The sequence below is a fragment of the Mesorhizobium sp. WSM4816 genome, from assembly GCF_055811535.1.
This window is the reverse complement of the sequence record NZ_JBVVQR010000025.1, coordinates 62830-83793: the sequence shown is the minus strand read 5'-3', so window position 1 is coordinate 83793 and position 20964 is coordinate 62830. Positions and strand designations below refer to the sequence as shown.

Genomic DNA, 20964 nt, shown 5'->3' with positions numbered 1-20964 from the left:
CCTCACTGCAGCTGCGGTTTCTTGAGAAAGCTGTTGCGGTCGGCCGACTTGACGCGCAGCCAGGTTTCGCGGCCGTCGCGCACAACACGCAACGGGATCTCGGCGCCCGCCGGGTTCTGCCACAACTTGCGGTAGAAATCGGCGAGCCCGTCGACTTCGCCGTCGCGCACATCCGAGATGATATCGCCCTGGCGCAGGCCGGCTTCGGCGGCCGGGCTGCCTTCGGCGACGCTCATCACCACGACCTCGCCATTGCTTTCGGCGGAGAAGGCGCCGAGCCATGGGCGCGGTGGCTTGGCAACCTGGCCGCGTGTCAGCAGATCGTCGAGGATGGGCGGCAGCAGGTCGATCGGCACCACCATGTTGATATCGGCGATCTCGCCGGCGCGGCTCATCTGCAGGCGCAGAGAACCGATGCCGAGCAGCCTGCCGTCCTGCCCGATGAGGGCCGCACCTCCCCACGACGGATGAGCCGGCGCGGTGAAGATCGCCTCGTCCAGCAGATATTCCCAATAGCCGGCGAATTCCTGCTTGGTGACGATGTACGCGCTGACCGCCTGGCCGATGCCGTCGGCGAGCACCACCGGGTCGCCGGCCATCGCCCTGGCCGCGTCGCCGAAAGCCACTGCGGGCAGGGAGAGCGGGGCCAGCGCCTGCACCAGGCCGAAGCCCGTTTCCTGGTCGTAGGCAAGCGCGTGCGCGGGAATCACGCGCCCGCTGTGGTCGGTCAGCCAGACTTCTTCCGCCTCGGTGATCAGATAGCCGATGGTGAGCACCAGGCCGTTGTCGCGAATGACCACGCCGCTGCCTTCCCGGCTGGTGCCCAGCGCATTCGCGGTGAAGGCATCATCCGGGATCGAAGCCCGCACCGTCACGATGGACCGCAAAATCGTATCGATGGTCATGCTCTCAATCCTGGCCATATTCACGACGGCCGTTTCAGAGGGCCGGCATCTTCTATAGCTATGGCGCAGGTGACGAGGCGCAAGGGCCGGATGCAATCGCGCAGGCTTGCGCTGCCGACATCGACAATAGTTCAACACAAGTTGAACTTCCGTCAGTCCGCACTACCTGTATCTATGCAAGCTGATCCTCCCCAAGACCCTCTCCGCTCACATCAAAGGCCTCCGAAATGAACCAATACACACCGCCGAAAGTATGGATCTGGAACAAGGAAAATGGCGGCGCCTTCGCCAGCATCAACCGTCCGATCGCCGGCCCGACGCATGACAAGCAGCTGCCGGTCGGCAAGCATCCGCTGCAGCTTTACTCGCAGGCGACACCAAACGGCGTGAAGGTGACGATCATGCTGGAGGAGTTGCTGGCGCGCGGCCACAAAGGCGCCGAATATGACGCCTGGCTGATCAGGATCAACGACGGCGACCAGTTCGGCAGCGGCTTCGTCGAGGTCAATCCCAACTCCAAGATCCCGGCGCTGATGGACCGCAGCGGGCCAAAGCCGATCCGCGTCTTCGAATCCGGCTCGATCCTGCTGCATCTGGCCGAGAAATTCGGCGAGTTCCTGCCGATCGAGCAGCCGGCGCGCGCAGAAACCCTGTCGTGGCTGTTTTGGCAAATGGGCTCGGCGCCCTATCTCGGCGGCGGATTCGGCCATTTCTACGCCTACGCACCGGAAAAATTCGAATATGCCATCGACCGCTTCGCCATGGAGGTGAAGCGCCAGATGGACGTGCTCGACCGGCGCCTGGCGGTAAGCGAATATCTCGGCGGCGACGCCTACACGATTGCCGACATCGCCGTGTGGCCCTGGTATGGCGGGCTGGCCAAGGGCCGCATGTACAACGACGCCGGCGCGTTCCTGTCGGTGCAGGAATACAAGCACGTGCAGCGCTGGGCCGACGCGATCGACGCGCGGCCGGCCGTGCAGCGCGCCCGCATGGTCAACCGCGCCTTCGGCGAGCCGGCGATGCAATTGCACGAGCGCCACGACGCCAGCGACTTCGACACCAGGACGCAGGACAAACTGGCGGCGGAGTGAGCAGAGCGACGGAGCTGCAGCGGATGACGCGCTGCGCAGTATCGGGCATATGCACCCGGAGATATATACTGGTTGACTAAAGTAACGGAACGTCCAAGGCACATTCCCAGAACCGAACATGTCCGCTTTCAAGCGGTTTAGACCATACTGTCTATCTGATGAACATCATGGTCTAGGCATGTTTATATTTGTGGTGGCCGACCTGAATCTCGAAACCGCATGCTGTCTCGACGGTCCAGTACTCGCGGGTCGGGGTCACTGTGTGGCTTTCGTTCGGCCTTATAGATCAGCCGGACGACGGACAAAAAATATCCAAGCTGCAGAACGATCAAGGTGAGGACCGTCCAGCCGAGCGCCTTCCAGATTGAACCCGTTGCCAAACAAATCGAGAGCGCCACGACGAATGCCGCGGCGGTCATTCCCACCAGGAACTGTGGAAAGTTCATCGCTTTTCAAGACCGCCCCGGAGCTTCTAACAGCCGCGACGACCACCCTTCCCCGGACCAACGTTTTCACCCTTTTGTTGGTTGCGCAAGTGGCAAATGGATGGGAAATATTTAACGCAACCTATGGTTGACATAAAATAAGAAGATGTCGGCGGGACAGTACCCCCTCTGTCCTGCCGGCCATTGGGGGAGATGGCCGGTAGGCCAGAGGGGGCGCTGTCCCGCCGGCGTCAAAAACCACTACAGGCGCAACGCTCAGGCCGACATGGCCAGCGGCCTAGCGCTCTTGTTGGGGATCTGGATGTCGATCTCCAGCGTCGACATCGTCTCGCCGCGATCCATCGAGACCTGCAGATAATCCTGGTCGATCTGCACATGCCTGGCGATGACGGCCATGATCTCCTCGCGCAGCACCGAGACGAGATCGGGCTGGCTGCGGTTGCGGCGCTCATAGGCGAGCAGCACCTGCAGCCGCTCGCGCGCCACCGGCGCGCTGCCGCGCCGCTTGAAGAGGTCTAACAGGCTCATGCTGCCCTCCTTCCAAAAAGCCGATCGAGAAAGCCTTTGCGCTCGAACGGCACGACGACCGGCAGGTCCTCGCCCTCGAGCCGTTTGGCCGCCTCGATATAGGCGCGGGCGGCGGAGTTGGTCGGATCGCTGAGTGTCACCGGCGACCCGAGGTTGGAGGCCTTGAGCACGTCCTGGCTCTCGGGAATGATGCCCAGCAGCGGCGTCGACAGGATTTCCAGCACGTCGTCGATCGAGAGCATTTCGCCGCGCGCCGCGCGCGCCGCATCATAGCGCGTCACCAGCACATGCTTGGCGATCTGCTCGCCCCGCTCGGCCTTGACGGTCCTGGCGTCGAGCAGGCCGATGATGCGATCGGAATCGCGCACCGAACTGACTTCCGGGTTAGTGACGATGACCGCCTCGTCGGCAAAGCGCATGGCAAGCTGCGCGCCGCGCTCGATGCCGGCCGGGCTGTCGCAGAAGACGTAGTCGAACACCGAGCTGAGCTTTTCGATCACCTCGCCGACGCCCTCCTCGGTCAGCGCATCCTTGTCGCGCGTCTGCGAGGCCGGCAGCAGGAACAGCGTCTCGACCCGCTTGTCGCGGATCAGCGCCTGCGACAGCTTGGCCGTTCCCTGGATGACGTTGACCAGGTCGAACACCACCCGCCGCTCGGCGCCCATGATCAGGTCGAGATTCCTCAAACCCACGTCGAAGTCGACCAGCGCCACCCTCTTGCCGGTTCTCGCGACGGCGGCGCCAAGGGCGGCCGTCGAGGTCGTCTTGCCGACGCCCCCCTTGCCCGAGGTGACCACCACAACTTTGCCCATCTATGCCTCCTTATTGTTGTTCGTATTGTTAAGCGTTTGATTTATGCGATGCGCTTAAGTCTTTGTTTCTATTTCAAAACCGCTGCGTACTTTCGGGTACCTTCATTGGCTGAACGGCGCGATGCGCAGCGTGTCCTTTTCCAGAAACGCCTGCACCGCTTTTCCACGCAAGGCCGGCTCCATCTCCTCGGCGGTGCAATACCAGCCGTCGACCGACAGCAGTTCGGCCTCGTTTTTGCGGCAGAAGATGCGCGCCGCCGAATGGCCGAGCACACCGGCCGACGCCCGCCCGCGCAGCGTGCCGTAGACATGGATCGAGCCGGCGGCGACGATCTCGGAACCGGAGGCGACCGAGCCCAGCACGATGACATCGCCATGCGCGTGGAAGATCGACTGGCCCGAGCGGATCGGCGTCTTGACCATCAGCGTGGCCGGCGCTTCCGGCACCCTGTCTTCTGACCGTTTGCCCGGTTCCGCCCTGCCTTCTTCCGCCCTGCCCGTCTCTTCCGGCCTGCCGGCAGCCTTTTGGTCGGCCTGCATGAGCAGCCCGGCTGTGGCTTCCTTGGCGCCGATCAGCACAGGCGGCAGACTGGGCTCAAGCACCGTGTTGCCGTCGAGCTCGATGGCATAGATGCGGATGCCGCGCAGCCCAAGCTCGGCAACCAGCGCCTCGATCTGGCTGACCGCGGGCTTCAGCGTGTTGAGGTTGAGCACCACCGGGCGGCCGGCAAAATAGCCGGGAGAATTGCCGATCCAGCGGTCGAGGCTTTCCAGCCACTCCGAAAGCGGCGTCTCCGGGGTGAGCGTGAAGGCGACGAAGGAGCGGGCGCGAAAGCGAATGGATTTGGTCTCGACGGGGGCGGCGAAGGTCACGGATAGCGATTCCTTACTGATAGGTAAACGCTAGCCAGCCATGGTTAACGAAAGGTTAACGGAAGGGGAGTTTGCGGCATCCGGAAAGCTGTTACTGACAGGCCCGGCGTGTCAGCAAACCGGCGGACAGCCCTGGAAATCGCCAGCCCTTTCCTCGACACCTTGCTGGCTAAGTGCCCTTCGCTGCGTCCTCGATCAGTTCCGCCAGCAAGCTAGAGAACCGCTCGTCAGCCTTATCCCCGATGTTTCCCACTTCTCTCGCCACCATCCCGGGCGAAGATGCCGACACTTGTCCACTCAGCTGGACGTTGACCGAGAACGTCCTTCCGATCACCTCCTTTTCCGTTCCCCGCTTCCTGTAGATCCTGAACCGAATAGATGGTGTTGATGCTTTGTCTTGGCGGCGTGGCGCAGTGTCCATCTCGACCGCCACCTCGCCTGCTACGTCAGCCCTGGCCGCTTCCAGCGACGCGACGACGACGTCGTTTAGCCAGGCCCTTGCTTGCGCGCCGAAGTCCACCCCTTCGGCCTTCTCATTGCCGACCTTTTCCTCGTGCTCACGGCGAGCTTGCTTGCCGCGGTCAAGGGCATCTCTAAACTTGGACATCGTGGTTTGCCTCCGAATGTGAGCGCATGAGACCAGCTGTCACATCCCATGCTCCTCCTCCTAATGGTAGAACGCGCGCGAGCGGCGTGCGTTGCGTAAGCGGAGCCGGCGGTTCGCCGCTGCGCGCGGCAGTATCCTTCTGCCGCGGTCGACCCGCCGGATGGCGGCGGTGATCGCGGCGCTGTGGTCTGGGGTAGCGTGTCACCAGCCGAATGGACAAGCGCTGGAAATTACCTGCCCTTTCCCGCAAGATGCCTGAACATCCCCGGGGCTCGATATGTGCAACCTCTACAACATCACCACCAGCCAGGAGGCGATCCGCCAGTGGACCCGCGCCCTGCGCGATAGTCTCGGCAATCTCGAGCCCTCCATCGACATCTATCCCAACCAGCCCGGCCCGGTGGTGCGCAATGCGCCGGACGGGACGCGCGAGCTGGCCAACCTGCTGTGGGGCATGCCGACGCCGATCGAGCGCGTGAAGGGCAAGGCCGACTACGGCACCACCAACATCCGCAACCCGCAATATGGCCACTGGCAGCAATATCTCGGCGTCGAGAACCGCTGCGTGGTGCCGCTCACCAGTTTTGCCGAACCGAGCCCAACGCCGGGCGACAAGGATCCGGATACCGGTATCCAGAGAAACTACTGGTTCGCGCTGAGCGAGGCGCGGCCGCTGTTCTTCTTCGCCGGCCTGTGGACGCGCTGGCAAGGCGTGCGCAAGATCAAGGACGGCCCGGGCGAGTTCGAGCTCTACGGCTTTCTGACCACCAGGCCAAACGCGCTGATCGCGCCGATCCACGAGAAGGCGATGCCCGTGATCCTGACCACGCAGGAGGAAACCGAGACCTGGCTGACCGCGCCCTGGTCGCAGGCCAGGCACCTGCAGCGCACGGCAGCGGACGACGCGCTGGTGATCGTCGACAAGCCGGCGACGCAGATAAAATTTCCGCCGCAGGCGCCACAGGCGCCGATACAAGGTTCGCTGTTCTAAAGCTTGAATTTCTGCAGCACCCAGATGTAGCCTTTTGGCGGATGGTCCTGGTCGACGAACTGGGTGCGAACGGTGGTGTCCTTGCGGCTGCATCGTTTGCACCTGAACCTGATGGCTTCCAGCGGCTTGTTCCAGCCCACCACCTTGGCCACGTCGTTGGCCCGAAAACGCCCGACATGGTAGCAGTGGCCGCACTCGACGATCAGCAGCATGTTGGCCTTCGCGGCACGTCCAACGCTGTCCATCGGCCCGGCCATGGCCTCATTTCCGAGTCAAATAGCCCTCGGGAAGCGGAAGCAGGCCAAGATCCGGCATCCGGAAATCGGGCTCCTTCTCCGCTACGCTGGCCATCACCTCATGCAATTTTTCGACAAGCCCGCAAAGCTGCCAAAACAGTTCGCCTTGCGCCTTCAGATGCAGTTGCGACGAAAGCACCGTCCTGCGCAGGCTGAGAGCGTCGCTGATGATCGCCTCGGCATGCCTCGCCGACAGCCTGTCGAACCGGCTTTTTCGTCTGCCCATCGCGGCTCTCCCCAGTTGTGAGCAACCGCCCCACCTCTGACAAATAGGAAGGCATTCCTCACGGAGTCAATTCGCTCTTAACATTTTTGTTCCCGTTTTGTTCAATTTGAACAGAAACTGTTGGAGGCATAGCCTGGACCACATTCTGACGCTGGACAGCCGTCAGGAACCCGCCCTTCAGGTAGTTGCAGAAAAATTCATTGCACAGCACAAGGGCGACGCGGTGAAGGCACTCAAGGAAATGATCGTGCTGAACGGGCATCTGCAGGAGCGGGTTTGCCGCCGTGGAGGGACGGCGCCGGGCGGTGCGGTAACCGCTCAGAGATGACGGTAGCAGGACGCGTGTTCAATCGTGCCGTTCGAAGGTCGGCTTAGCGCCAATCTTGGTCATTCGAAGCAATTTCGCTGTTACTCGAAAGCGGACATCGGCTACGCGAAGCTACCTTCCCTTCCAATCGACATCCGAGGGATGAGGACGCCGTCAAGCGCTGGGTCAAATCGACTTGAGGTACTCGATCAGATCGCTCTTTTCCTGATCGGTCAGCTTCAGGCCGAGATGGTCGTCATAATGCTCGACAACGTCATCGAGGGTGGCGAACCGCCCGTCGTGGTAGAAACCGCCCTTGTGGATTTTTTCCATGTCCCAGAGCGCGCGCAACGATGCCGTCCGGTAGCGCTCGTCGGGAGATCGCATCGCCTGGAAGTCGTCGATCCCGATCTCGTCGGCCGTATGCAGATTCCAGCCGGGTTCGGTGAAGAGTGGCGGCACGTGGCACGTGCCGCATTTGGCCTTGTCGTTGAAAAGTGCCTCGCCTTTCTCCGCGGCCGGGCTGTCGAATACGCCCTCGGGCGGCTTCGGGGTCGGCAGCGACAGCTGATAGAAATGAAGCGCCGGAAGCTTGGCGGTGATCCGGTCCTCGTCGTCTTGCTTGTGGCCCTGTTTTGTCCGTGCCGCAACCGGATACTTCTCGGCATCGTCCAGACGCGGATCGTAAAATACGCCTTTGCCGTGCATTTCGAGATTGCCGACATATGCGTTCCAGTAGCTCACCGTGCCCCAGGCTCCGGTCCAGGTGTGGTTGTTCACGCCGGCCAATCCGAAGGCCGGCGGATTGAGTGTGGCGGCCGTCTTGCCGTCCGGGCGAAATGCCTTGCCATCGAGGTTCAGCTCGGCATCGAACTTGCCGGGACCCCAAGCCTCCACCGCTTTCTTCACCTCGGCTTCCGATATCTGCAGCATTTCGGTGAACGCTGTAAGGTCCGGCGCCAGCGCGACGATCACTCCGATATTGAGGTCGCGGTTGGGCCAGCCGTCCAGCCTATGCCCGATGCCGGGTGCATAAGCATCGTCGACCGTTGAATGGCACACCGCGCACTGGATGCCCACCGAGGTCAGGGTCTGTCCGTCCTCGGAGAAAAACCCTGTCACGCCGACCACGGCATTGGCCTTCAGCAGCAGAAGCGTGCTTGCGGGATCGGCAAGGTCGACCTCGCCCTTGTCTAGCGCCGCGGCCACGTCCTTCGGAATGGCGTTGACGTCGACCTTAAGGCCAAGTTCGAGGGCTTTTTGCGGACTGAGGCCTGGCCCGACCCCGCCCAGTTTCTCGCCGGCGATCGCCTCATGAAGCTTGAGCTTACCGCCCCAGAACTCCTCGCTGCCGAAGGTGTCGAAGCGGAAGGTCTCACGGCCTTCCTCGAGATATCGCATGGCCTGCTCGGCCGCGGCGGCGTCAAAATCCTTGCCGCTGACCGATCCTTTCGCGCTCATTTGAGCGGCGGCTGGAATGAGAGCTGCGGAGAGCAGAACGCCCAACGAGACGCCAATTCGATTGAACCGTGCAGACACTGCCATGTCCTCCCGAATATTGTTTTTTAGTCGGCTCGCCGGTTCGATCGTGTGCGACTCAACCGGGCCGATAGCTATTAGATGACCGAGCGGGCGGAACGTTCCCGTCATCCGGCGTACAGTCCGAATAAAGATATTTGGCTCACGCAGTCAGACTGAAAGACGAAGACGATCCATAACGATGGCGGTTAGTCGCTCGCAGCGGCGGCCCTTGAACGGGAAGGCGTTCAGCAGCACGGGGCCAATCTGTTCGTCCAGCTTTTTGCGAACGAGGCGGCGGGCGCGATGGAAGCCGCGTCCGCACTGTCTCGGGACGCAGGCCGAGCAGTTCCGCCGTCTCGTCATTGGACAGTCCTTCGATCGCGCGGGCAATAAAGACAACCCGATAGGCTACGGGCAACGTATCGGTAGCCCGTTCGACCAGGCTCAGGATTTGTCGTTGCGCCACCGTCCGCTCGGCGTCGTCGGAATATTTATTGAGAGAATACTGTATGACCTCGGAATTGGCCCGTGCCGCGGACTTTGCAAAAGCTGCCGCGCGCCGTCTCCTTCGCAAGCGTCCTAGCGCCTCGTTGACGACGATCCTGCAGAGCCATGTCGACAATGCCGATTCTCCTCGGAACTCGGCAAAGTAGGCGAAAGCGTTGACATAGGCTTCCTGAACGATGTCCTCAGCTTCGCTGTCGTCGTCGGCCAATCCACGCGCGATACGATAGAGACGCTGGTTGTGCGTCTGCATGATGGTTCGGAATGCATCCGCGTCGCGCGCCAACGCGCGGCGGACCAGTTCCACATCCTTGGAATTGCGCCCGTCATCGCCCCTGTCAATGCGTTGGTCGGACATGACAACTTATCTAATCACCAATTCGATGCTTTCCGCAGCAAAAAGGTTCCCATTCGACCCGTTTATCAGTGGAAGGCCCACAGACAATCAAGGCAGCGGCTAGAAGCAGGCCGACGGCGCCTATCATGCCGACAATCCTGTGACGCTTCATCACCCGCCCTCCAAGCACAGCATCCACCAAACGCCGGCTTCCGGCCATTTCGCGACATTCTGACCGCTTCTCCAAAGCTGATCTTCGCGCAACGACAGCAGTCGACCTTCGCGATCGTCAGTCAAACTTCCGGGCTCCGCATTAACTGAAGAGTGCCACGATTCCATAACAACAAGCAGCAATGAATGCGGTGGCGGGCATGGTAACCACCCATGCAATCACGATCGAGCCGGCTATGCCCCAGCGGACCGCAGAGATGCGTCGCGCCGCGCCGACCCCGACGATGGCGCCGGTGATGGTGTGCGTGGTGGAGACCGGGATGCCGAGCCACGTTGCGCCAAACAGCGTGATCGCGCCGCCGGTCTCGGCGCAGAAACCCTGCATCGGATTCAGCCGCGTGATCTTCGAGCCCATCGTGTGCACGATGCGCCAGCCGCCGAACAGCGTGCCAAGCGCCAGCATTGCCTGGCAGGTAATCACCACCCAGAAGGGCACGTAGAACTCGCCCCCGAGCATGCCCTGCGAGTAGAGCAGCACCGCGATGATGCCCATCGTCTTCTGCGCATCATTGCCGCCATGGCCGAGCGAATAGAGCGACGCCGACACGAATTGCAGGGTGCGGAAGGTATTGTCGACCGCGAACGGCGTCTGGCGCACGAAAATCCAGGAGACGGTGAGTATCAGCACCAGAGCCAGCACGAAGCCGGTGAGCGGCGACAGCACGATGGCCGCGACCGTCTTCAGCAGCCCCGACCAGACGATTGCGACGCTTCCCGCCTTGGCGACAGCCCCGCCGACCAGCCCGCCGATCAGCGCATGCGAGCTCGATGAGGGTATGCCGTAGAGCCAGGTAATGATGTTCCAGGCGATTGCGCCGACAAGCGCCGCGAACACGACCTGCGGCGTCACGATGTCGGCGCTGACGATGCCCCTGCCGATGGTCTCGGCGACGTGGAGACCGAAGAACATGAAGGCTATAAAATTGAAGAAGGCAGCCCAGAAGACCGCATATTGCGGGCGCAGCACACGCGTCGAGACGATGGTGGCGATGGAGTTCGCAGCGTCATGCAGGCCGTTCAGGAAATCGAAGAACAGAGCGACGCCGATAAGGCCGACGAGAAGCGGAAAGGCGAGAGTGGGGTCCATCCGCTCAAACGTTCTCGATCACGATGCCGCTGATCTCGTTGGCGACGTCTTCGAAGCGGTCGACCACCTTTTCCAGCTGGCCATAGAGCTCGCTGCCGACAATCCACGCCATGGCGTCGGTCCTGCCGTGCCTCTGGAACAGTTCCTTCAGGCCTGCGTCGTGCAGCCCGTCGGCGCGCTCCTCGACTTTGGTGATCTCCTCAGCAAGGGCGCCGAGCCGTGTGACGTTGGCGCCGACTTTTTCAAGCAGCGGGATCGCCTCGGCGGTCAGATGCGCGGCCTCGACGATGACGGCGCCCATCTCGCGCATGCGCGGCTCGAAGCTCGTTTGCTCGAACAGCCTCACCATCTTGACCACCTTGTGCATCATGTCGATGGCGTCATCCATCGACTGGATCAGGTCCTTGATGTCGCCACGGTCAAAAGGGGTGATGAAGCTCTTGCGCACGGCGAGCAGCACCTCGCGGGTGACCACGTCGGCCTGGTCCTCGAGCTCGACGATCTCACGGCAATGGCGCTCGACGGCCTCGCCGCCATCGAGCAGCTTCTGCAGCGCCTCGGCGCCGGCGACCAGGATGCGGGAATGGCGCTCGAAGAGGTCGAAGAACTTGTCCTCGCGGGGCAACAGCGCACGAAACCAATTGAGCATGTTTTATCCCTGTAGCGTTCAGAAATGAGCCAGTTCAGGCGCTATAGATTCCAGTAGGGCAGCCAACTCCGGTTCATCGACCAGGAGTGCTGCTTGGTCCGGCTTAAGCCAGGCCCGTCTTCGATATTTCTGCTCCTTCCATTCATCCAGTTCCTGCTGCACGTGAAGCGGGTATACTTTAACGGTTACCGGGACAAACGTGTCCTTCAATCGTTTCCAATAATGGAAGCTGCCAACGGATTGCTCATGCAAAGTGCCCACTACTCCGGCTTCCTCACCCGCCTCTTGAGCTGCAGCCTCGCGGTCTGGTCGACCCTTCATCGGCCACCCCTTGGGCAAGATGAAGCGGCCCGTTTGCCGAGACGTTAGCAGCAAGATTTCAGTGTCTCCGTCTGCAGCGCGGCGATAAGGCAAAGCGGCAACCTGTGCGATGGGCTTGCCACGGCGCGCTCGCTTCCCCAGTTTCTTTTTCTTCAAAGGCCCGGCCATCCATTTCGCTAAGACCTTAGCCGTATTGTCGGTAGTTGGCTAAATTTTTTCGAAGCCAATTAAGACGTGAAGGATCTTCGTTGAGTCAATAGTGCTGCTTGCTGTGAATGTCAGCTATCAGGCAGCGAAACATCCTCATGAAGGGCAGCTCAGGGTCAATAGCAGACTGTCGGCTGACGGCTCCGGAACTGTAGCTCACACTCGAGCTTCTTGCCGCTCTTTGATATTCGGAACAACGGTAGTTGGCTTGTCGAGAAGCATCGAGATGGTTTCGTAGGCGGGAGAGCGGCGGTCATTGCGTAAGGCACTTGCGGCCCATTGCCATTGCCTTGAAAGTCCCCTTCAGATCGACGACAAAGGTCCCCTCGGTTTCCGGAAACACGATCATTTCGTATTTCTTGGCCACGTCGCGCTTGAAATTCGGGTCGTCTGTCAAGATGTAGCCGCCAGAATATCCGCCTTTGAGTTCGCCGTTCGTGCTGGTGGCCACACCCTCGTAGAGATGGCCGCCGATAGAGACAAAGATTTCCGACTTGGTCCCGTTCTGAAGGCCGATATCCTGCTTCGTGAACACGCCAAGATACCCGACCTCGTGATTTGCGGTAACGCCCATTTGCACTGAATTTGGGCCATCTGAGTGCACGATCAAGCAATCTCCGCGGGTTTGATTTGCATAGACGGTCCAGCCCTCGACGTCGTGCCCGTATCGGACAAGCACATCGCTGGCCCTGGGAAGGGGATTTTGATCTTGTCCGTAGGCTGCCATCGCAGACGAAAGTGCTACTGACGTCGCCGCGATGAGTATCATGAAATGTCGCATAATTGTTCCCCTCGTATGCGGGTAAAATTGTTCGGTGGCTGTGGGCCACGCGAGGGCGGACGGACGCCATCCGCCCCGCGTCAGTTTCTCTCATAGTGCCTTCGTCATCGGCGGATGCTTCCAGGTTCCGTCGAGTGCCGGTTCCTTGGGCCAGTAAAGGCGCATGATGGCGATGAAGGGACCTTTCGGCGCAGGCAGCCAGTTCGGCTCCTTGTCTTTGCCCGGCGACTCGTTCTGAACGTAGAATGTGAAGCCACCATCGGTGTCCTTCACGAATTGCGGCAGCATCGGCTTGTTGAGCAAATAGCGATTGATCGGATTGGCAACGAGCAGGCTCTGCGGCAGCTCGTACATCGTCAAGGACCAGAAGGCATTCACCGGCGGAAGCTCATCGGGCGCGAAGTGGAGAGTATACTTGTCGGAACCCTCAAGCTTTCCTCCGGCGGAATCGATGGCATAGACCGGGTACATCGCCTCCTCCTTCGAATTGCCCCCGATGCCGAGCACGGCGCCCGCCATCCGATAGAGGTAGTTATTCTTCAGATACGCACGCGTCCCGAAGACGTCGCCGGAGGTCACTTCCCCCGTATCGATTTTTTGTCTTTCCAAACGCGCCAGATCAGCCCAGGCGTCGGCAATGCCCTGTTCCATGGCTGTCTTCATCTCAGGTGAGAGTGCGTCAAGGTCTATAGCCTTCTCCGCTCCCACCCCGATCCTGGCGAAGCTGGCCATCAGTTCCGTCTCGGAAGAATCGGTCGGGCAGAACTGCAGGATGAAGTTTAAGATGTTGAAAAATTCGAGCGACTTCCTCTCGTCGGCTGACGTCAGCGGTTTGATGAAATCAATCGGTGCGGCCGCAGGCGCAGATTGGCCTAGGAAGGCGGAAAGCGGCTCTGCCTTGTAGCCGGCCTGCACCTTTTTGACGTTGTCCAGATCGCCGGGATTGAACAACTGTGTGCGGTAGGCCGCCCAGATGAAGTCGGTCTCCGAGCGGATCACTTTCTTCACGCCTTTGGGTGTCTCGCCCTTCCAGCCTGGCCCAGCGACGAGGAAGCTGCCGCCATCGTTGCCGGTCGCACGGCTGCCGAGGTAGTCAAAGTTGAACGTGTAAGCGTCAATGAACTGGACGCTGAAATAACGCTCCTTCTCGATCGCCGGAACCGTGAGGACCATCGGTTCGGCGCGCAGGTCCATGCCGAGCCACGAATAAGGCGTGTCGGAGTTTGGCGTCTGGATCGCCGTGTCGGCCGGCGTGTAAACACGCGGGGTGTTGATCAGTGTGTTCCAAGGGGCCTTGTATTCCGGGTTCTTGGTGTCAACGAAATAGGCATGCTGGATGCGGTAGCTGTCGACCATCGGGAAGCCGTAGATATAGGCCTCTTTGGCGATGGCGCGGGCTTCGGCCGCCGTTACGTCCTGTGCGTGGGCGTTTATGGAACCAAGTCCCAAAAGCCCAACGGCCAGCACTGAACCCTTGGTGAAATCACGTCTGGTTAACGACATCGCAGTTCTCCAAATTTTGATGGGTTATGCATTGATCATCAACCCGGTAGGCGGGCTTTCTCGGCCGGTGCTAGTGTACGGACGCCGGTTCAACCGTTGCTGGCGGAGAGCAGGGCATGCAACACTCAATAGTGCAAGTGGTGGGTATGTAAGTTACGTAGGTGACTGTGCGGCAGCAATCGTCCTCTCAGGACGTTGCAGTCTTACCATGTAAAGGTCGGCAACGGATCAGCACAGGACATTCCCAGAACTATCGTTGAGCGGCAGCAAAGGGGTCGGTTGCTGAAAGGCAGTTATCTGCCGAGCGCGCCTAGAACCGGACTGTCTGGATACGGCCCCGTTTTCGCCCCTCAGTCATCGGCGTTCGTTGCCCCGCGTGCCGTGCCGCCGCCTTTTGGCCAGCGGCTATATGCGCGAATGTTGTCTCTGGATTAGCCGACTTTTTTGAGACGTTGACCGGAGTGGTCCATGCCGCTTGACATCGAAACCCGGTTTCTCTGCCTGGCGGATCTTGCCTGCGGCGCGAGAGCTATTGCCGCACGCTGTTTACGAATTCATTGCCGCCGGTGCTGGCGAAGAAATCACCAAGCGCGATAACGAAGCCGCATTCGATCGCATCAGGTTAAGGCCGCGCGTGCTGCGCGATGTGACAAGACTTGATACCGGGATCACGCTCTTCGGGCAAAGTCTGTCGCATCCGATCATCCTGGCCCCAATAGCTTATCAGCGGCTGGCGCATCCGGAAGGCGAGGTAGCCGCGGCGCGCGGCGCCGGAGTGGCGGAAGCGGTGTTCACTCTGGGTACCACGGCGACGGCGGCGATCGAAGATTGCGTGGCGGTGAGCCAGTCTCCAGTCTGGTTCCTGCTCTATTGGCAAAGCGACCGCAGTTTCAATGGTGAACTCGTATCACGCATGGCGGAACTGGGCGCAAGGCAATCAGCGTGACGGTCGACATGCCAACGCCAGGCGATCGCCGCAGGCAGTTCCGGGCAGGATTCAAAATTCCCGACAGCCTCGCAACGCCATACTTCAAGGACCGGAACACCGGCGTGCTCAAAGTTGACACTGCGCAGCCGCGGGCCATGCCGACCTGGGCGGATATTGCCTGGCTGCGTTCCCTGACAACCCTGCCGCTTATCCTGAAAGGTATCCTCGACCCTGACGATGCCGAGCAGGCGATTGGAAGCGGTGCTGATGCTATCGCCGTATCAAACCACGGTTCGCGTAACCTCGCACCCTGCCGGCGACTATCGACGCCCTGCCCGCCATCGCGGAACGGGTAGCCGGGCGGATTCCCATCATCCTCGACGGCGGCGTGAGGCGTGGCACAGACGTTTTGAAGGCGATTGCCCTGGGCGCAAGCGCAGTCATGATTGGCCGCCCCTATGTCTACGCCCTGGCAACGGGTGGTGCTGAGGGCGTAACCCAATGTGTCAACCTGCTTCGCCGGGACTTCGAGGTGGCAATGGCGCTGACCGGCCGGGCGCGCATCGGCGAGATCGACCGGTCGGTAATCTGGTGAAGTCCGGACCTATTTCCTCGGCCAAGTTCAGCATTGCACTTATAACGCTTTACCTCCGTCCCCGCCCTTTGTCCAACGAGCGCCGGCCATAGCAAGGGGGCGGCTTTTGGACAGAAAACTTGGATTGTGGGGACGCTCTCCACTCCTTATGCAGCGCTATTCTAAGCCCGAGAATTCGCGGCACTGATGGCATCGCCTGATCGGTTCTAGACCTCCATTGGATCTGCTGTCGGCCCCGCTCCAGTCATCAACGCGCCGCACAGCGGTCGTGCTGTTCCTTCGAAGCAGTGGCTGCAGGAGGTTCAATACCGGACCTCGCCCGGTCAGGCGCTCATACGAGGCCGGCTTTGCGAAGGCCATCCACGATCAGCTCGAAATCGTTGGGATCCTTGTAGGGCAACACTTTGCGGCGATGTTCCAGAGAATATTGGGGGTTGACGCGAAACACTTCCTGCCACTTGCTACGGGCTTCTTCGAACCGACCCAGATGGCCGTAGCTCGCCGCCAGGAGCACGCGTGAGACGTCGGTGGTAGGGTTACGAACAAGTCGCCGCCTCAGGATCCCAATTGCCTCTTCGTACCTGCGCAACTGGAACATCGCTTGCGCCTGGAAGTGAAGGTACACGTCCGGATAATACGGGTTCAAGGCCATTGCCCTGTCGAAACACCGGAGTGCGTCCTCAGGCTTGCCGGAATAATACAGTGCGTAACCGAGATTTTCGAGCCCCTCGGCAAGATTTGGCGCAAGAGCGATCAAGCGTTTAGCCGAGCGGATGGCCGCCTCATGCCGTCGCGAATACAATTCGACGATGCCCAGCGCCCAATGTGCGTAAGGATATCGATCGTCGAGCGCCACTGCCCGTGCCGCGAACATTTCCGCTTGTGCCATTGCGTTCGACCACGACGAGCTCCACTGGTTTGCATAGTCCAGTATGTTTGCGAAAGCGAGGAACGCGTAGGCGGGAGCGAATTTCGGGTCGAATTCGACGGCGCGCTGCAACAGCTCCCGGCCCTTGATGTTTTCCGCTTTCGTGAACCGCCATAGCTGCTCTCGGCCATGAAGAAAGCAGTCATAAGCGTCCAGGTTGCCGGTTTGCTCGGTCGCGAGCCGCTGCTGGTCGCCCTTTGTCAGGTTGAGCGCCAGCGCGTCGACAATTTGCTGCGTAACGTCGTCCTGTACGGCAAAGATATCGGTCAGGTTGCGATCGAAGCGCTCCGCCCACAGATGTCCGCCTGTGGTCGCGTCAATAAGCTGCGCGGTGATACGTACCCTGTTGCCGGATTTGCGGACGCTGCCCTCCAGCACGTAATGCACGCCGAGGTTCCGGCCCACCTCCTGAACGTTCACGTTCATGCCCTTGAAAGTGAAGGACGAATTGCGAGCGATCACAAACAGCTGCGACAGCTTTGAGAGAGCTGTGATGATGTCTTCGGAGATTCCGTCGGCGAAATATTCCTGCTCGGTATCACCGCTCATGTTGGCGAAGGGCAGCACGGCGATCGATAACTGAGGCGGTGCCGCTGTCGAAAGCAGAGCTTCCGAAAGTTCGGGCGTCACAGGCGCCTTTGCGCGAGCCGCGGTGCCGACTCGGAGTGAATAAACCCGGATCGGTTCGGCAATATTCTTGAGCTGGGTGTCGCCGAGATCATTGACCGAAACGTCTAGTCTCGTCTTGACTTGCCGATAGGCGTCTTCGGACAGGCAGATGGTGCCGGGGGCAGCGACACCCTCCAGACGCGAGGCAATGTTGACGCCGTCGCCCATCAGGTCGCCGTCGCTTTCTTCGACCACGTCGCCCAAATGTATCCCAATCCGAAACTCGATGCGGCGATCCTCGGGCACGCCGGCGTTGCGCTCGACCATGCCATTCTGCACTTCCATGGCGCAGCGCACGGCATCTACCACACTGCGGAATTCAACCAACGCACCATCGCCTGTGCGCTTGACCATACGACCGTTGTACACGGCGATGGTCGGGTCGATCAGGTCGCTTCGAAGTGCCCGCAACCGGGCCAACGTACGATCTTCATCCGTGCTCGCCAGCCGGCTGTACCCGACCACATCAGCGGCAAGGATCGCGGCTAGTTTGCGGCTCTCGCTCACGGGCCAATCTCCTCGTATCCACAATAACACGAAGAGGCAGGGAAACATGAAAGTTCGCTGTCCCCATGAGAGCGGTATCCTGCACTCGCTAGAATTCTACACCCTACGCCGAAGTAAGGGGTCATCCGGCGTGGCTGCCTGGCAAGGGACGGCACGCCGCCTCAATGCCTCTTGAAATACTGCACCTCGCGTTCGTGCTGCTCCGCAGCCTCGCGGCTGTCAAACATTCCGAGATTGCGGCGCTTGCCGGTCTTTTCGTCCTTCTTGCGCGAATAGAGGCGGTATTTTCCGTCTTTGAGTTTTCTGATCATCTATCACTCCCCGAGCCGCTGCTTCCCCTTGAGGTTGCGCGCGGCTTGTTCGATCGCCGCCCGGTCGTTGCCCAGCCTGTCGATCAGTTCCTGCGCCTGTTCGCCCGATATGCCGGTGCGCACAGCCAGGGCCTCCACCGTCAAGACGTCGGAGCTCGCGACCTCGCGGGTTTCCGGCAGGGCATCGGCTGCCGTCAGCGGCAGGGCTGCCTCCCTTTCGATCTCGGCCTCGGCCCGGTGCCAGTGCCGCTCGGGATCGCCATGGATCCCGCCTTCGCGTTCCCAGATCTGGTATGCGCGCTCACGAATCCTGTCTTCCCGGTCGTCGCTCATGCTGATTCCTCCTGTGGGTATTCGGATGAACGCCGCACCAACACGAACGATCCAAGAAATCTGCGTGATCGGCGGTCGCACAAGCGCCATGCACTGCGGCCGCCAATTCGCCACCTGCACCCACCTACTCGCACTGCCGGCGCGGGCCGCCGGAATAGGGCTGGTAGGTGTTGTCCTCCGGCCGGTAGGAGCGGTAGCGGCTGAAGCAATATTGCACGTGGTCGGGCGGAAGCCAGGCGCCGCCGGTTTCATCCGCCAGAACATCGCCATCCATCGACCACGTGTCGGTCGCCTCGACATAGCTGGCGCCATCGTCGGCAGGCTGTGCGGCGCGGTCGGCCGCACCGGCATCGAGATAGGGCGAGATGCAGGGACGCTGCTCTCCGCTGTAGGAGGTGTAGTGGTCGTCGCTTGGCCTGTAGGAGCGGTAGCGGCTGGCGCACCATTCCACATGGGCGGCGGGCATCGCCTGCTGCTCGTCGGTTGCCGGCGTTGTCGGCTTGATGGAGGCGGTGGCGGTGGTGTCGGGCGACGAAGCTGCGGCATCGGCAGGTTTCGCGGCGCGATCAACTGGGGCCTGATCAAATGGGGCCTGATCAGACGGGACCTCTGCTACCTCTGGGATTTCTGGGACCTCTGGGACCTCTGGGACCGCTGCGACCTTCGGGACCTCTGGGACCGCGCGGGCGGGAAGGCGCTCAAGATGCTGCGAAGCGGGGTTCACCTTCCGCGGCTCCCTCGGCCACAGTTCGGCAACACTGGAAGTCGGAGCGACCGGCCGCACCGGTTCGGCGGAGAGAATCCACATGGCGAAAGCCAATCCACTGGCGAAAACCGCCAGCGTCAGCACGAAGCCGCCAAGTACCGCCGATAAAGCTTTCACCTTGCGCTCCTTTGCCTCCGTCATCTGTTAAAATGCGAGGCATTGGATCCGGTTCCAACCAAGCGCGGCAGCATGAACTTCCGTGCACAAAGGAAGCCCCCTCTCCGCCTCGGCTTCGCCGAGCCGCCTCCCCGCTTCGCGGGGCGAGGAACCAAGCTTTCAAGGGTCGCGGACAAGCTCGGTATAGGTCCTCAGCTCACCATCCTGCCCACGAATCCGCCACGTCTCCCCGTCCCGCGCCTCGACATGGCACGGGCCGAGCGGCACTTTGCCGCCGCCATCGGGCAGATCCAGCACGTAGACGGGGTTGCAGATGCCCGACAGGCGCGCCCGCAAGGCGCTGACCAGCGCTCGTCCCGCGGCAATGGTGGTGCGCCGATGCGCCATGCCGCGCGCGAGGTCGCCGTGGTGCAGGTAATAGGGTTTTATGCCGAGGCGGTACATCAGCTCGCGGCACAGTTCCTCCAGCACCTCGACGGTGTCGTTGACGCCTTTCAGCAGGACGCTCTGGTTGAGCAGCACGAAGCCGCCCTGCCGCAGCGCGCGGCAAGCTTCTTCGGTGGCCGGCGTGATCTCCCGCGCGTGGTTGAAATGGGTGACGACTGTGACCATCAGCCGGCCCTGCAGCGAGCGAACCATTCCTGACGTGACGCGCGAGGGCAGCGCTACGGGCACGCGCGTGTGGATGCGCAAGAGCCGCACATGCGCAACCGCCTCGATGCGGGCACGGATTTCTGCCAGCGCCTTGTCCGGCAGCGACAGCGGATCGCCGCCGGTCAGGATCACCTCGCGGATTTCGGGGTGGGCCTCGATATAGGCGAAGGCCGGCTCCAGCGCCTCGCGCGAAAAACCCCGGCCGATCGAGGTCAGCGACTCCTTGCGGAAGCAGAACCGGCAATAGACCGCGCACTGGTAGGTCGCAAACAGCAGAACCCGGTCGGCATGGCGATGCGTCAATCGCGGCACCGGGCTGAAGGCGTGGTCGGCGATCGGATCGTCGAGCTCGCCCTCCTGCTCGGCCAGCTCTTCGGGCGACGGGATGACCTGCGCCCGGATCGGATCGGCGGGATCGCTCCAGTCGATCAGGTCGAGATAGGCTTTTGGGATGCGAACCTTGTGGCGCGTGGCCGCGGCGTGAGCCGCCGCGCGCTCGGCTGGCGACAGCGGCAGGGAGTCGAGATCGCGCACCTGCCGCACGCCGGCGCGAACATCGCCCTGCCACGCGGCGTCGTCGTCGGCCGCCATGCCGGCGTCGGGGGTGTCGAGGTGTGAGGTCATCAAAAGCTCCTTGAATTCGGGGCTGTACAGCATTGGAGCCGAGGTGCGAACCCTTGCCGGATGCACTCAGCGGCGAAGCTGCCAATCTCCCCCGCGAAGGCAGGGCCATTGCAGGTGGAAAGCCGAGGCTTTCGCTCTACGATGTACCCCCACCCCTAACCCCTCCCCACAAGGGGGAGGGAGACTTCCGTTTGCGCTGACCTCGGCAAATTGCCATGCCTTTCGGGCGCCAAAGGGGAAGTTAAGGCGCGCGGCAGCGTCCCCTCCCCCTTGTGGGGAGGGTTAGGGTGGGGGTCCCACCTTCGC

21 protein-coding genes and 2 pseudogenes are annotated in these 20964 nt (G+C 61.3%); 4 read left to right on the top strand and 19 right to left on the bottom strand.

The features are described from left to right. Window positions 1-2 precede the first annotated feature (2 nt). Window positions 3-905: a S1C family serine protease gene (locus AC0L3H_RS23165; RefSeq protein ID WP_091598989.1), complete on the bottom strand. Its 903-nt coding sequence runs from the start codon at window positions 903-905 to the stop codon at window positions 3-5. A 227-nt stretch (window positions 906-1132) separates the two neighbouring features. On the opposite strand from AC0L3H_RS23165, the gene yghU reads away from it, so the two are divergent. Further along, window positions 1133-1999: a glutathione-dependent disulfide-bond oxidoreductase gene (gene yghU, locus AC0L3H_RS23160; RefSeq protein ID WP_473587006.1), complete on the top strand. Its 867-nt coding sequence runs from the start codon at window positions 1133-1135 to the stop codon at window positions 1997-1999. 701 nt (window positions 2000-2700) lie between these two features. Here the strand turns inward: yghU and minE are convergent. From minE to AC0L3H_RS23140, 4 genes are all read right to left on the bottom strand, one after another. Beyond that, the gene (gene minE, locus AC0L3H_RS23155; protein WP_023803855.1) at window positions 2701-2973 is read right to left on the bottom strand and encodes a cell division topological specificity factor MinE; all 273 of its coding nucleotides are present in this window, start codon (window positions 2971-2973) and stop codon (window positions 2701-2703) included. After that, window positions 2970-3785 carry a septum site-determining protein MinD gene (gene minD, locus AC0L3H_RS23150; RefSeq protein ID WP_023803856.1) on the bottom strand — a complete coding sequence of 272 codons (816 nt, stop codon included), beginning with the start codon at window positions 3783-3785 and terminating at the stop codon, window positions 2970-2972. The genes minE and minD overlap by 4 nt, the downstream gene beginning before the upstream one ends. 102 nt (window positions 3786-3887) lie before the next feature. After that, on the bottom strand, window positions 3888-4658 hold the full coding sequence (minC, locus tag AC0L3H_RS23145; protein WP_091598979.1) for a septum site-determining protein MinC: 771 nt from the start codon (window positions 4656-4658) through the stop codon (window positions 3888-3890). A 169-nt stretch (window positions 4659-4827) separates the two neighbouring features. Then, window positions 4828-5265, bottom strand: coding sequence for a hypothetical protein (locus AC0L3H_RS23140; RefSeq protein WP_473587005.1), 438 nt, complete (start codon window positions 5263-5265; stop codon window positions 4828-4830). A 277-nt stretch (window positions 5266-5542) separates the two neighbouring features. Between AC0L3H_RS23140 and AC0L3H_RS23135 the strand changes: the two genes are divergently transcribed. After that, window positions 5543-6256: an SOS response-associated peptidase gene (locus AC0L3H_RS23135; protein ID WP_473587004.1), complete on the top strand. Its 714-nt coding sequence runs from the start codon at window positions 5543-5545 to the stop codon at window positions 6254-6256. Here AC0L3H_RS23135 and AC0L3H_RS23130 read toward each other — a convergent pair. The 9 genes and pseudogenes from AC0L3H_RS23130 to AC0L3H_RS23090 form a co-directional block, all read right to left on the bottom strand. Further along, window positions 6253-6513: a hypothetical protein gene (locus AC0L3H_RS23130; RefSeq protein WP_473492941.1), complete on the bottom strand. Its 261-nt coding sequence runs from the start codon at window positions 6511-6513 to the stop codon at window positions 6253-6255. The two genes, AC0L3H_RS23135 and AC0L3H_RS23130, sit on opposite strands and share 4 nt — an antisense overlap. Window positions 6514-6517: 4 nt before the next feature. Beyond that, window positions 6518-6778 carry a hypothetical protein gene (locus AC0L3H_RS23125; protein ID WP_287295606.1) on the bottom strand — a complete coding sequence of 87 codons (261 nt, stop codon included), beginning with the start codon at window positions 6776-6778 and terminating at the stop codon, window positions 6518-6520. 493 nt (window positions 6779-7271) lie between these two features. Further along, entirely contained in the window at window positions 7272-8546 is a 1275-nt protein-coding gene (locus AC0L3H_RS23120) for a hypothetical protein (protein ID WP_473492939.1), read from the bottom strand. A 228-nt stretch (window positions 8547-8774) separates the two neighbouring features. Next, window positions 8775-9468: pseudogene (locus tag AC0L3H_RS23115) on the bottom strand (RNA polymerase sigma factor). Between the two features lie 292 nt (window positions 9469-9760). Continuing rightward, a complete protein-coding gene (locus AC0L3H_RS23110; protein ID WP_473587003.1) occupies window positions 9761-10765 on the bottom strand; it encodes an anion permease in 1005 nt (334 codons plus the stop codon). Between the two features lie 4 nt (window positions 10766-10769). Continuing rightward, a complete protein-coding gene (locus AC0L3H_RS23105) occupies window positions 10770-11414 on the bottom strand; it encodes a DUF47 domain-containing protein (protein ID WP_023801761.1) in 645 nt (214 codons plus the stop codon). 18 nt (window positions 11415-11432) lie between these two features. Next, entirely contained in the window at window positions 11433-11891 is a 459-nt protein-coding gene (locus AC0L3H_RS23100) for an NUDIX hydrolase (RefSeq protein WP_366512620.1), read from the bottom strand. Window positions 11892-12195: 304 nt separating this feature from the next. Continuing rightward, window positions 12196-12723: a hypothetical protein gene (locus AC0L3H_RS23095; protein WP_473492933.1), complete on the bottom strand. Its 528-nt coding sequence runs from the start codon at window positions 12721-12723 to the stop codon at window positions 12196-12198. A gap of 90 nt (window positions 12724-12813) precedes the next feature. Next, window positions 12814-14226 (bottom strand): DUF1254 domain-containing protein, encoded by a 1413-nt coding sequence (locus AC0L3H_RS23090; protein WP_473587002.1) that lies wholly within the window; start codon window positions 14224-14226, stop codon window positions 12814-12816. A 475-nt stretch (window positions 14227-14701) separates the two neighbouring features. Here AC0L3H_RS23090 and AC0L3H_RS23085 point away from each other — a divergent pair. Next, a pseudogene (locus AC0L3H_RS23085) lies at window positions 14702-15510 on the top strand (alpha-hydroxy acid oxidase). Next, window positions 15465-15749 carry an alpha-hydroxy acid oxidase gene (locus AC0L3H_RS23080; RefSeq protein ID WP_473587014.1) on the top strand — a complete coding sequence of 95 codons (285 nt, stop codon included), beginning with the start codon at window positions 15465-15467 and terminating at the stop codon, window positions 15747-15749. Before AC0L3H_RS23085 ends, AC0L3H_RS23080 begins: the two are co-directional and overlap by 46 nt. Before the next feature lie 331 nt (window positions 15750-16080). Here the strand turns inward: AC0L3H_RS23080 and AC0L3H_RS23075 are convergent, their stop codons facing one another. From AC0L3H_RS23075 to AC0L3H_RS23055, 5 genes are all read right to left on the bottom strand, one after another. Then, window positions 16081-17853 (bottom strand): adenylate/guanylate cyclase domain-containing protein, encoded by a 1773-nt coding sequence (locus AC0L3H_RS23075; RefSeq protein WP_473587001.1) that lies wholly within the window; start codon window positions 17851-17853, stop codon window positions 16081-16083. 161 nt (window positions 17854-18014) lie between these two features. Further along, window positions 18015-18164 carry a hypothetical protein gene (locus AC0L3H_RS23070; RefSeq protein ID WP_473587000.1) on the bottom strand — a complete coding sequence of 50 codons (150 nt, stop codon included), beginning with the start codon at window positions 18162-18164 and terminating at the stop codon, window positions 18015-18017. A 3-nt stretch (window positions 18165-18167) separates the two neighbouring features. Continuing rightward, complete coding sequence (locus tag AC0L3H_RS23065; protein WP_473586999.1) at window positions 18168-18497, bottom strand: DUF2934 domain-containing protein; 330 nt, start codon at window positions 18495-18497, stop codon at window positions 18168-18170. A gap of 124 nt (window positions 18498-18621) precedes the next feature. Then, the gene (locus tag AC0L3H_RS23060) at window positions 18622-19380 is read right to left on the bottom strand and encodes a BA14K family protein (RefSeq protein ID WP_473586998.1); all 759 of its coding nucleotides are present in this window, start codon (window positions 19378-19380) and stop codon (window positions 18622-18624) included. 159 nt (window positions 19381-19539) lie between these two features. Then, window positions 19540-20658, bottom strand: a complete 1119-nt coding sequence (locus AC0L3H_RS23055; protein WP_473586997.1) for a KamA family radical SAM protein — start codon at window positions 20656-20658, stop codon at window positions 19540-19542. Window positions 20659-20964: the final 306 nt, after the last annotated feature.

What these genes read in the sequence shown, in the direction of transcription:
- AC0L3H_RS23090 (WP_473587002.1), bottom strand. Translation starts at nt 14,226, where the DNA reads ATGTCGTTAACCAGACGTGATTTCACCAAGGGTTCAGTGCTGGCCGTT.
- AC0L3H_RS23165 (WP_091598989.1), bottom strand. Translation starts at nt 905, where the DNA reads ATGACCATCGATACGATTTTGCGGTCCATCGTGACGGTGCGGGCTTCG.
- yghU (WP_473587006.1), top strand. Translation starts at nt 1,133, where the DNA reads ATGAACCAATACACACCGCCGAAAGTATGGATCTGGAACAAGGAAAAT.
- AC0L3H_RS23095 (WP_473492933.1), bottom strand. Translation starts at nt 12,723, where the DNA reads ATGCGACATTTCATGATACTCATCGCGGCGACGTCAGTAGCACTTTCG.
- AC0L3H_RS23120 (WP_473492939.1), bottom strand. Translation starts at nt 8,546, where the DNA reads ATGAGCGCGAAAGGATCGGTCAGCGGCAAGGATTTTGACGCCGCCGCG.
- minE (WP_023803855.1), bottom strand. Translation starts at nt 2,973, where the DNA reads ATGAGCCTGTTAGACCTCTTCAAGCGGCGCGGCAGCGCGCCGGTGGCG.
- AC0L3H_RS23065 (WP_473586999.1), bottom strand. Translation starts at nt 18,497, where the DNA reads ATGAGCGACGACCGGGAAGACAGGATTCGTGAGCGCGCATACCAGATC.
- AC0L3H_RS23130 (WP_473492941.1), bottom strand. Translation starts at nt 6,513, where the DNA reads ATGGCCGGGCCGATGGACAGCGTTGGACGTGCCGCGAAGGCCAACATG.
- AC0L3H_RS23140 (WP_473587005.1), bottom strand. Translation starts at nt 5,265, where the DNA reads ATGTCCAAGTTTAGAGATGCCCTTGACCGCGGCAAGCAAGCTCGCCGT.
- AC0L3H_RS23125 (WP_287295606.1), bottom strand. Translation starts at nt 6,778, where the DNA reads ATGGGCAGACGAAAAAGCCGGTTCGACAGGCTGTCGGCGAGGCATGCC.
- AC0L3H_RS23105 (WP_023801761.1), bottom strand. Translation starts at nt 11,414, where the DNA reads ATGCTCAATTGGTTTCGTGCGCTGTTGCCCCGCGAGGACAAGTTCTTC.
- AC0L3H_RS23070 (WP_473587000.1), bottom strand. Translation starts at nt 18,164, where the DNA reads ATGATCAGAAAACTCAAAGACGGAAAATACCGCCTCTATTCGCGCAAG.
- AC0L3H_RS23055 (WP_473586997.1), bottom strand. Translation starts at nt 20,658, where the DNA reads ATGACCTCACACCTCGACACCCCCGACGCCGGCATGGCGGCCGACGAC.
- AC0L3H_RS23110 (WP_473587003.1), bottom strand. Translation starts at nt 10,765, where the DNA reads ATGGACCCCACTCTCGCCTTTCCGCTTCTCGTCGGCCTTATCGGCGTC.
- minD (WP_023803856.1), bottom strand. Translation starts at nt 3,785, where the DNA reads ATGGGCAAAGTTGTGGTGGTCACCTCGGGCAAGGGGGGCGTCGGCAAG.
- AC0L3H_RS23135 (WP_473587004.1), top strand. Translation starts at nt 5,543, where the DNA reads ATGTGCAACCTCTACAACATCACCACCAGCCAGGAGGCGATCCGCCAG.